This window comes from Amycolatopsis thailandensis (assembly GCF_042723255.1).
Classification (GTDB): domain Bacteria; phylum Actinomycetota; class Actinomycetes; order Mycobacteriales; family Pseudonocardiaceae; genus Amycolatopsis; species Amycolatopsis thailandensis.
Genome location: NZ_JBHXJK010000109.1, coordinates 19714 through 29193, shown reverse-complemented (window position 1 = coordinate 29193; position 9480 = coordinate 19714). Strand labels below are relative to the sequence as shown.

The 9480-nt window shown below is 67.9% G+C and carries 9 protein-coding genes; 6 read left to right on the top strand and 3 right to left on the bottom strand.

All coding sequences use genetic code 11. The annotated features are described in order from the left end of the window. Positions 1-394: 394 nt before the first annotated feature. Positions 395-2050 (bottom strand): glutamate--tRNA ligase, encoded by a 1656-nt coding sequence (locus ACFWMR_RS32245; RefSeq protein ID WP_378381100.1) that lies wholly within the window; start codon positions 2048-2050, stop codon positions 395-397. A gap of 182 nt (positions 2051-2232) precedes the next feature. Here ACFWMR_RS32245 and ACFWMR_RS32240 point away from each other — a divergent pair, with 182 nt between their 5' ends. The 4 genes from ACFWMR_RS32240 (at position 2233) to ACFWMR_RS32225 (ending at position 6057) form a co-directional block, all read left to right on the top strand. Beyond that, complete coding sequence (locus ACFWMR_RS32240; protein WP_378381099.1) at positions 2233-3471, top strand: hypothetical protein; 1239 nt, start codon at positions 2233-2235, stop codon at positions 3469-3471. After that, positions 3468-4994 carry a vWA domain-containing protein gene (locus ACFWMR_RS32235; protein WP_378381098.1) on the top strand — a complete coding sequence of 509 codons (1527 nt, stop codon included), beginning with the start codon at positions 3468-3470 and terminating at the stop codon, positions 4992-4994. The genes ACFWMR_RS32240 and ACFWMR_RS32235 overlap by 4 nt, the downstream gene beginning before the upstream one ends. Then, positions 4981-5754, top strand: a complete 774-nt coding sequence (locus ACFWMR_RS32230) for a hypothetical protein (RefSeq protein ID WP_378273888.1) — start codon at positions 4981-4983, stop codon at positions 5752-5754. Before ACFWMR_RS32235 ends, ACFWMR_RS32230 begins: the two co-directional genes overlap by 14 nt. Before the next feature lie 126 nt (positions 5755-5880). Further along, positions 5881-6057: a hypothetical protein gene (locus ACFWMR_RS32225; RefSeq protein ID WP_167406053.1), complete on the top strand. Its 177-nt coding sequence runs from the start codon at positions 5881-5883 to the stop codon at positions 6055-6057. On the opposite strand, the gene ACFWMR_RS32220 is transcribed toward ACFWMR_RS32225, so the two are convergent. Further along, positions 6004-6945, bottom strand: coding sequence for an MBL fold metallo-hydrolase (locus ACFWMR_RS32220; protein WP_378381097.1), 942 nt, complete (start codon positions 6943-6945; stop codon positions 6004-6006). The two genes, ACFWMR_RS32225 and ACFWMR_RS32220, sit on opposite strands and share 54 nt — an antisense overlap. 82 nt (positions 6946-7027) lie before the next feature. Between ACFWMR_RS32220 and ACFWMR_RS32215 the strand changes: the two genes are divergently transcribed. Beyond that, a complete protein-coding gene (locus tag ACFWMR_RS32215) occupies positions 7028-7879 on the top strand; it encodes a LysR family transcriptional regulator (protein WP_378381096.1) in 852 nt (283 codons plus the stop codon). Positions 7880-7918: 39 nt separating this feature from the next. Continuing rightward, positions 7919-8335, top strand: a complete 417-nt coding sequence (locus ACFWMR_RS32210) for a hypothetical protein (protein ID WP_378381095.1) — start codon at positions 7919-7921, stop codon at positions 8333-8335. 76 nt (positions 8336-8411) lie between these two features. On the opposite strand, the gene ACFWMR_RS32205 is transcribed toward ACFWMR_RS32210, so the two are convergent. Then, positions 8412-9317 (bottom strand): glutaminase, encoded by a 906-nt coding sequence (locus ACFWMR_RS32205; protein ID WP_378381094.1) that lies wholly within the window; start codon positions 9315-9317, stop codon positions 8412-8414. Positions 9318-9480 lie beyond the last annotated feature (163 nt).

Genomic DNA, 9480 nt, shown 5'->3' with positions numbered 1-9480 from the left:
GGGACGTTCACCGTCCCAATACATACATCGTCGCCGGGGATGCCCGGTCTGGGACCTTGATCAACGGAAGATCCGGGACCCTCAACGTCCCAAATCTCCGTTGATCAAGGTTGCGCCAGGCGCGACGGGTGCCAGACGAGGTGACGGGGGAGGATTCCGGACGCTCAACGTCCGGAATCCTCCCCCGTCGACCACACCACCATCCACCACCACGCCGAAACAGGGCCCCCACCGACGACAGACTCAGGACGTTCACCGCCCCGACTCCCTCACCACGGAGACCGAGCGTGGAAGATCCGGGACGTTGAACGTCCCAAATCCTCCACACTCGCCGATCACACCAATGGGTAGCTAAATACGAGTCCGTCAGGACCCGAATCGCCACCCTCGATCGTCACTCGCCGACGAGACCGGAGAACCGGCCCAGCGTCTCCTCGCGCCCCAGCGCCTGGGTGATCGAGTGCAGGTCCGGGCTCCGGGTCGAGCCCGTGATCGCGATCCGGATGATCTGCGAAGCCTCGCGAATGGAGCCGGGGAAGCCCTCGGGGTTCTTCTTGAGCTCCTTGGCGTTCTTCGCGAAACCGTGCTTCGCGGCGACGTCGCGGATCTGCTGGAACCACTCCTGGCCGTCGTCGAGCTGCTGGTAGTTCCCGACGAAGTCCCGCACCACGGCCTGGACGACCTCGCGGTCGACACCGAGGGCGGCGATCCGCTCGTCGTCGGGACCGGCGACGGCGGCGTGCAGCCGCGGGAAGAAGAAGCCGTAGACGGCGCGGAACTCGCTCCACTTCTTCAGGTCCTTGCGCGGGTTCTCGGCACCGTCGCGTTCGACGGCGAGCGCCCGGAGCGCGAGGTCCGGCTCGGCGTCGAGGACGGCGAGCAGCGCGGGGTCGAACCGCTCGGCCCAGCCACGTACCTCGGAGAGGATCTCGGCGCCGGACAGCGTGGCGATGTGGTCGGCCGAGATGTCGTCGAGTTTGACGAGGTCGACCAGCGGGCCGGCGACTCCGCATTCGTCCAGGTTGATCGGCTCGGCCAGGGCCTGGTCGAGCGGCATTTCGGCGAGCCGGCCGTTGGCGAGGCCGCGCAGGTAGTAGAGGACGGCCTTGGTCGGGTAGCCGGACTCGATGTAGAAGTCGACGCTCGCTTCCGGGTCCTTGCGCTTCGACAGCTTGCGCTTGCTGCCGCCCTCCTGCTTCATCAGCGGCGCGATGTGCGCGTAGGTGATCGGCTCGAAGCCGAGCGCCTCGAACAGCTGCTGGTGCACCGGCACCGACGAGATCCACTCGTCGCCGCGGATCACCAGGTTGACGCGCATGAGGTGGTCGTCGACGGCGTGCGCGAAGTGGTAGGTCGGCAGCCGCGGGCTCTGGTCGGAGCTCTTGAGGATGACGACGTCGTTGCGGTTGGCCTCGGCCTCCAGCGGGCCGCGGATGGCGTCGGTGAACCGGGCGCGGGCGCCGGTGTCGTCCGGGGCGCGGAACCGCACGACGTACGGGTCGCCCGCGTCGAGCTTCGCCTGGACGTCGGCCGGGTCGGCGTCGCGCCAGATGGCCCACGAGCCGTAGTAACCGGTCGGCAGTTTCGTCGCCTGCTGCCGGGCGGTGATCGCCGCCAGTTCGTCCTTGGTGGCGAAGTCGAGGTACGCGCGGCCTTCACGGAGCAGGTGGCGGACGTAGGTCAGGTAGATCTGCTCGCGCTCGGACTGCTGGTACGGGCCGTAGTCGCCGCCGCGGTGGATGTCCTCGTCGGCGGCGAGGCCGAAGTAGGCGAAGCCACGCTCGAACTGGTCGATGGCGCCTTCGACCTCGCGGGACCGGTCGGTGTCCTCGACCCGGACGAGGTAGCGGCCCTCGCTGCGGCGGGCGACGTCCTGGTCGATGGTGGCGACGTAGACGCCGCCGATGTGGACGAACCCGGTCGGCGAGGGGCCGAAGCGGGTGACCTTGGCGCCCTCGGGGAGCTCGCGGGTGGGGTAACGCTGTTCCCAGTGCTCGGGCTCGGGCAGGTCGGCGGGGAAGAGGGCGTCGATGACTGCTCGGTCCAGCATGGCGGTTCAGATCTCCCGGCGTCGTGGTGCATGGCGGTTTTCGCCACCGAAGAGACTAACCGGTCCGGCTCCCCGGCCTGGTGAGGGTGGGTCACGAAGCGGTCGGAAGCCGAATCGAGACGTGCTTTTCCGTCGGTGGTCCCCGGTAAAATGGGCCTTGCCGGACATCGGGGAGGAAATCGGTGACCACCGATAGCTCACTTCGTGAAGAACCCCAGCTGACCATCAAACCCAAACCTTCGGCGTTCTTTCTTCGCCGCCGTTTTCTCCGTGCTTTCGGACCCGCGCTCGCCCTCGCCGTGAGCGGTCTGATCGTTCTGCTCGTGAGTGGGACGATCGTGGTGCCCTTCCAGCAGACGCTGGTCCTGCGCGGCAAGATGGGCTCCAAATCGGATCTCTTCGAGGACGCGAGGATCCAGGAAATCCTGATGCGCCATCACATCCGCGTCCACGTGACCAGGGCGGGATCCCGGGACGTCGCCACGCACGATCTCAGCCAGTACGACTTCGTGTTCATGTCCGGGGAGCCCGCCGCGGGCCTGGTCCTGCGGTCGAGGGCGAATCAGTGGACGGGCTCCGCGCGGCAGCCGTTCACCAGTCCGATCGTCCTCGCGACCTATCGCCGGTACGCGGAAACGCTGGCGAGCAAGCAGATCGCCTCGAAACCACCGGATCGGCCGGACTCGCTGTACTACACGCTGGACACCGAGAAATTCATCAAGGCGATGCGGCTCGGGCAGACCTGGGACTCGCTGGGCGTCCGCGCTTTCGGCGCGGAAAACGGGAACCGGGTGCTGGCCCAGACGTCGAACATCTGCGACTCCAACTCGGGCGCGACGTACCTGATCCTGCTGGCGTTCCTGGAGAACGGCCGTCAGGTCCCGGTCGTCGACCCGCAGCCCGCCGGCGCGCCCGCCGGTCCGCCGAACCTCTCGGCCGCGAAGGCGCTGGCCAACCGGGTCAAACCGCTCGTGGCCGCGCAAGGTTTCCCGTCGTCCGATCTGTCGGAGTCCTACGCGAACCTGGCCGAGGGCGACAAGCCGATCGTCGTCATCTACGAGCATCAGTACCTCGCGATGCAGTTGCGGGCCAAGGCGGAGAGCGGGCGGCCGGACCTCGATCGCGTCCTGCTGTACCCGAAGGACAACATCCTGACGAAACCCCAGTTCCTGGCCCTGAAGCCGGAAGCGGAACGGCTCGGCGAACTGATCACGTTCGACCCCGAGCTCCAGCGCCGCGCGATGGAGCTCGGATTCGGCGTCGCGACCCCCGCGGGCAGCACGAAAAGCGAGAAGCTGTACGACTTCCTGCGCGAACAGGGATTGACGGCCCCGGAGATCGCGGGCGACGACAGCACCACGCCGTTGCCGGACAACCCGGTGCTGGAAGAGATGATCAAGACCGTCGGGGACTGCCCGTGAAGCGGCCGCTCGCACTTCTGTGCTGCCTGCTCCTGGTGGTCTCCGCCTGCACGAGCGGCGGCGAGAAGGTGAAGCTGCGCGTGCTGGCCAGTCCCGAACTGGCGGATCTCGGGCCGATCCTCGGCGACCTCCGCGAAGAAACGGGAATCGAACTGGAGATGGATTTCCAGGGAACCGTCAACGAAAGCACGGCCCTCGTCCCGGGCAGGGCCGCGCATGATCTCGCCTGGCTTTCCACCGACCGGTTCTTCCAGCTCGACTTCCGGCGGACCGCGGACCAGGGGGAGCGGCCGCTGGCCACCAAGACGATGATCTCCCCGGTCGTCGTCGGGCTGAATCCGGCGAAGGCGGCGGAGCTGCGCCGTGGCAAACCGGACGGGAAGCTGTCCTGGGCGGATCTGGCGGACGCGGCGGCGAGCGGCGGGTTCCGGTTCGCGATGGCGGATCCGGCCAAGACGACCAGCGGGCTCACCTCGCTCGTCGGAGTGGCGACGGCCGCCGCCGGCACCGGGGCGGCGCTGCGGCTCGAGGACGTGAAGTGCGACAAGCTGCGGGGCTTCCGCACCGGGCACGCCCTCACGGCGGAGACTTCGGCCGCGCTGGTGGACCGGTTCGCCGAACGCCAGGACGCCGACGCGATCATCGGCTACGAGTCCACTTTGCTCACCCTCAACGCGAGCGGCAGGCTCAAGACACCGCTCGAACTGGTGTACCCGCGCGACGGCATCGTCCAGGCCGAGTACCCGATCCTGCTGCTCGACCCGGCCAAGCGTGAGGCCTACGACAAGGTCGTCTCGTGGGTCAGAAGCCCCGCGACACAGAAGAAACTGATGGACCGCACGCTCCGGCGGCCGATCATCGGCGAGGTGGGACTCGATCCGAGGTTGCCCGCCTCGACCGGGAACTCGCTGTACTTCCCGGACGACCCGGCCGTCGTGGACAAGCTGCTGGAGGACTACGCCGAGAGGGCTCCCGGCCGCGTGATCTTCGTGCTCGACTTCTCCGGCTCGATGAAGGGAACGAGGATCGCCGCGCTCCGGGCGACCTTCGACGGGCTGAGCGGCGGCCCGGGCGGCGGGTTCGACAGGTTCTATCGCGGTGAGCGGCTCACGGTCCTCCGCTTCGGCGGGAAGATACTGGGAGACAAGGAATTCACCGTCAGCGGGCCGCAGGATCTCGACGCTCTTCGTTCCTTTGTCGCGAGCGACGACTTCGACGGCGACACGGCGGTCTGGGCGGCGCTCGGCGAGGCCTACGCGAGGGCCGGCGCCGATCGCCGGGCCGAACCCGATCGCGACGTCTCGATCGTGCTGATGACCGACGGCGAGAGCAACACCGGCCCGGGCGTCGATGAATTCCTGCGCACGCCAAGGGATCCCGGCGTGCACACGTACGCCATCCGGTTCGGTGAGGCCGATCCCGCCGAGCTGGCCCGCGCGGCCGCGGCCACCGGTGGCCGCATGGTCGACGCCAACGCGACGTCCCTGCTCGAAGCCTTCAAGGAGATCCGTGGCTGCCGATAATCTGTGGTGGGAAGTCTGGGGAATGTGGCTCGCGGTCTGGGTGGTGACCGTCGCCGCCTTCGTCGTCGCGATCGTCGTCTTCGTCAAACACTGGCGCCGGGCGCGATCCGACGGCGATCAGGGGATGATCCGGGGCATCGGCTTCTACCTGCACACCAAATCCGTGATGGGCCTCTACCAGCTGCATCGCTACAACGAGGCGCTGGAACAGGAGGTGGAGAAGCGGCGGAGCCGGGGCTGGCGGCTCTGGGGATCGGGTGGATTCGGCCCGCTGAAAGGGGAATCGGAGCGCACCGACACCGACGAGGAGTTCCGGCGGTACATCCGCAAGGCCGAGCCGATCACCGTGATCGGCATCGTGATGAAGGTGCTGGAGAAGCATCACGACATCATCTACGTCGACCTGACGAAGCAGGAACTGGCCCACAATCGGGCGCTGGTCAAGGAACTCGGCTGGTCCGACGGTCACGAGAGCACCCGTCAGCTCAAGACCCGGCTTCGCGGCGTCGAGGCGTTCGTCTCCGTGAAGGGCCTGTTCCGCGAACGTTCACAGACCGCGGACGAGACGGTCTTCTTCGCACCGTACGGAAATCCGGACGATCCGGCGCGGAGCAGGCGGATCCGGTTCACCTGTGTGACCGGCGATCTGCGGGATTCCGTGCCCTCCGGCGCGTTCCGGGCGCGATGTCTCGGCAAGGTCGAAGACTGGGACCCCGAAACCGGTGAACTCGTCGTCCATCCCATCGCCATCTTCAAGTAACCCTCCCTGCTCCACTTGGAGCAGTCGAAAGCCACACGTCGTCCATGGTGCTTCGCACTGTCGGCCGGCAGGGGCGAACCTGCACGATTTCGTTGTCCAACACCGCAGGTTCGCCAGGGAGATTCCATGAAGAACGCCGTTTCCGACGACATCCGCCGCCTCTTCGCCGACTCCGGCGTCGACGTGACCGCCGCCGGGCAGGCTGAAGTGGACGTCGTCATCGATCACTTCGACAACTGGAAGAACGCCTCAAGCGGAGGTGCCTTCGGCTGTTTCACCGGCGCTTGCTGTCTCATGGCCTGAGTGGTCGGCGCAGAAACAGCCGACGCCCTTCGCGATCCAGTCCCGGCCTTCCCATTCGGGGTGAAGTTCGATCATCAGCGCTTCGATCTCCGCGGCGATGGTCTCTTCGGGGAGAGCCGAGTCGCGTCGCTTCCAGGTTTCGTCGCGCAGCAGTTCGAGGTACTCACGGACGTCGGTCAGGATCCGGCGTCCGGAGACGCCGCCATGGCCAGGGACGACGATGTCCGGCCGGGTGGCGTCCAGCCGGCGCAGGACTTCGATCCAGCGTCGGCCGGAGACGTCGGTGTCGTACGGCGGGAACCACGGGAAGATCGAGAACTGGCCCGCCTCCACCAGGTCCCCGGTGAACAACACGCCCGCGTCGGGCACGGTCACCACCTGATCGCCCTTGCTGTGGGCGCGCCCGGTCGCCTCCAGCCGGACGACCCGTCCGCCGAGATCGAGTTCGTACGCGTCGTCGTAGACCACGTCCGGGGCGACCAGGTCGACGCCTTCCAGCGCCCGGGCGACCGGGGTGCCGAGACCGCGGAACATCTCCAGATAGCCCGGTCCTTTGTGGACGAGATCGGTCGCCTGCGCGCCGTTGAGGAGATAGGTCGCCTCGTCGGCGAAGACCTGCGCGCCGAAAGCGTGCTCGGGGTGGAAATGCGTCGTGGTCAGATACAGCTCGCGGCCGCGAGCGTATTCGGTCGCGAAGGCGAGCACCTTTTCGGCGTTGCGAGGGCCGAGCCCGGTGTCGACGACGAGTACCGAGTGTCCGCCGCCGACGACCCCGATGTTGGGGACGAGGTCGACGCCGAGATTCGGGATCACCACGAGGTCGCGGGCGATCTCGTAGGCCTGGCCGGGGTCGACGGCGGGTTCGTGGGTGAGTGGTTCGAAAGGCATGACCCCACTGTCGCGCCGCTCTCCGCCCGTCGTCCAAGACCGATCCCCATGGCTCGATACCGGCTGGGTATCATCGCTGGTGATGGAGCTTCGTCTGCTGCGCTACTTCGTGGCGGTCGCCGAGGAGAGACACTTCGGCCGGGCCGCCTCGCGCCTGCACATGACCCAGCCGCCGCTGAGCCGGGCGATCCGGCGGCTGGAGAACGACCTGGGCGTCGTCCTGCTGCACCGCTCGGCCGCCGGCGTCGAACCCACCGCGGCCGGAACCACCCTGTACGCCGAGGCCCGCACCCTGCTGGACCAGGCAGACCGCGCCCGCGCCCGCGTGACGGCGGCCGCCACGTTCACCGTCGGCACCCTCGCCGACGGAGCGGGAGAGGCCGGGACAAGGCTGGCCGCGGCGTTCCGGCAGCGCCATCCCGAGGTCTCGATCCGCTTCCGCGAGGCGGACTTCACCGATCCCACCACCGGCCTGCGCACCGGATTGGCCGACGTCGCGCTGACCCGGTCGCCCTTCGACGAAACCGGGATCAGCGTCCGAGTGCTGCGCACGGACCCGGTCGGGCTGGTCCTGCGCACCGGCGACCCGCTCGCCGGACGTGAGTCGCTTCGGCTGTCCGACGTCGCCGACCGGCCCTGGTTCCAGTTGCCGGAGGGGACGGACCCGCTGTGGCGCGAGTACTGGAACGGGGCCGCGCCGCTGGGGGAGCGGCCCGCCGGTCCGGTGGTGCGTACGGTCAGCGAGTGTCTTCAGGCTGTCCTGTGGAACGGCTCGGCCGGGATCGCGCCCCTCGGGCACACCCTTCCCGACGGGCTCACCTGGGTTCCTCTGACGGACATGCCGCCGAGCCCGCTGGTCGTGGCGTGGATGACCGCGCGGGAGAATCCGGTGATCCGTTCGTTCGCCAGACTCGCCGTCGAAAGTCACCGGTGAGGGTGGTGTGGAACCACCGGTTCCGGGGAATCCACCGGCATGCCGGAATCACGTTCAGAACCCGATGACGCGACCGTCGACGCCGTCGGAAAGCTGGTCGCCGCGCTCGAAACGGTCGAGCAGGCGCGAGGACACCTTTACGCCTTCCACCATCTGACGGGGAGCGCCGACTTCGCGCTCGACGAGGCCGCCGAGGCGCTGGAGAAAGCCGGGCACGCAGAGTGGGCCGAACGCGTCCGGACCGAGCTGATCGGGCTCAACGTGCTGCCGGAGCGGTGGACCTTCCAGCTGATCGAGGAGTACGACGACGGCTACTACGCGGCCTTCCGCGGGATGACGCGGGAGGCCACCGGGGACCTGACCGGCGGACGGCGCCATCTGCACGAAGAGCGCATCAAGCGGCGGCGTCGTACCGAGGGACGGCCGGGCCATGAGATGGGGCGGCCCAGCACCTGAGCTACTCCGGCCGGGCAGGACGCTCGAGAAACGTCTGCACACCGGCGATTTCCCCGTCAGCGAGGGGTTGTACCGATCAGAAGATCGACCAGCCGGTCAGGGTGGTGAACCGGTCCAGCGCCGCGACGCCGGCGACGGAGTTCCCGCGCGCGTCCAGCCCGGGGCTCCACACGCAGATCGCGCACCGGCCGGGGACGATCGCGACGATGCCGCCACCGACCCCGCTCTTGCCGGGAAGCCCGACACGGTAGGCGAATTCGCCGGCCGCGTCGTAGGTGCCGCAGGTCAGCATCACCGCGTTGATCCGCTTGGCGGCGCTCAGGCCGAGCAGTCTGGTGCCGTCGTTGCGCACGCCGTGGCGGGCGAGGAACACCGCCGAGCGCGCGACGTCCGCGCAGGTCATCGCGATCGAGCACTGGCGAACGTACTGGTCGAGGACCGCGGGCACCGGATGGCGCATGTTCCGATAGGACGCCATGAAATAGGCGAGCGCGCGGTTGCGGTCGGCGTTCTCCGCCTCCGACGCGGCGACCTCGGCGTCGATCCCGATGTCCGGACGGCCGCTTTCCTCACGGAAGAAGCGCAGCAGCTTTTCCGCCGCGTCGCCGTGGTGGGCCAATTCGTCGGTCACGACGAGCGCGCCGGCGTTGATGAAGGGATTGCGAGGGATTCCGTCCTCGTTCTCCAGCTGTACGAGTGAATTGAACGGGTTGCCGGACGGTTCACGGCCCACCCGCGCCCACAGGCCGTCACCGTGGGAGAGCGCGAGCGCCAGGGTGAAGACCTTCGACATGCTCTGGATGGAGAACGGCACCTCCCAGTCGCCGACCCCGTGCACTCCACCGTCCACTTCGGCCACCGCGATGCCGAAGCGCCGGGGCTCGACCCTGGCCAGTGCGGGGATGTAGTCCGCGACGGCGCCGCGGCCGATCTCCGGGGCGACGTCGTCGGCGATCCGGTCCAGCAACGCTGCGAGGTCCACAGCCGTAGCGTAGGAGGCTCCTCGCGCGCGCGAAGATCGGGGTTCGCGCGTGAATTTGTCAAATCGAAAAGGGAAATTCCAGTAAAACCACTAGAGTGACGTCTCGCACACCTTAAGTCTTCCTTAGCACTGTTGGTGACCTGCCGCACACGCTCTAGCGTCT